At 75.8% G+C, this 686-nt stretch carries 1 protein-coding gene; it reads right to left on the reverse strand.

The window, feature by feature from the left end; genetic code table 11:
- The coding region (locus tag HO151_RS00915) for a condensation domain-containing protein (protein WP_254594611.1) at positions 1 to 686 on the reverse strand (686 nt) is incomplete at both ends.

The raw sequence follows: 686 nt of genomic DNA on the forward strand, positions 1-686 counted from the left end.
GCCGGCGCGCCGCGGCGCGGGCCGTGCCGGCGTCGAAGAGGTCGGTGGCGTACTCGACGTCGCCGGTGAGGCCGGCGGCGGTGCCGTCGGCGGCGCGCCGCTCCACCAGGTTGACGGTGAGGTCGAACTTGGCGGCACCGAGGTCGACGGGGAGCGTGGCGGTGGGCACCTGCGGCAGGTCCAGCCGGGGTGCGGTGTCCTGGAAGGACAGCACGACCTGGAAGAGGGGGTGACGGCTGAGGGTGCGTTGCGGGGCGAGGGCGTCCACGACCCTGTCGAAGGGGATGTCCTGGTGGTCGTAGGCGGCCAGGTCGGTGCGCCGGACCCGGGCGAGGAGCTCGGAGAACGAGGGGGAGCCGGAGGTGTCGACGCGCAGTGCGACCGGGTTGACGAAGAAGCCCACGACCTCGTCGGCGGTCGCGTCGGGCCGCCCGGAGGTGGGGCTGCCGATGACCACGTCGGTGCCCGCGCCGGAGGCGGTGAGCAGGGCGGCGAGGGCCGCGTGCAGGACCATGAAGAGGGTGGCGTGGTGGTCGCGGGCCAGGGTCTGCAGGCGGCTGTGCAGGTCGGCGTCCACCTCCAGCGGGACGCTCGCGCCGCCGTGCCCGGCGACGGCCCGGCGCGGCCGGTCGGTGGGCAGGGGCAGCTGTTCGGGGGCTCCGTCGAGGGTGCGGCGCCAGTGCTCC

Source organism: Streptomyces sp. 8P21H-1 (assembly GCF_013302945.1).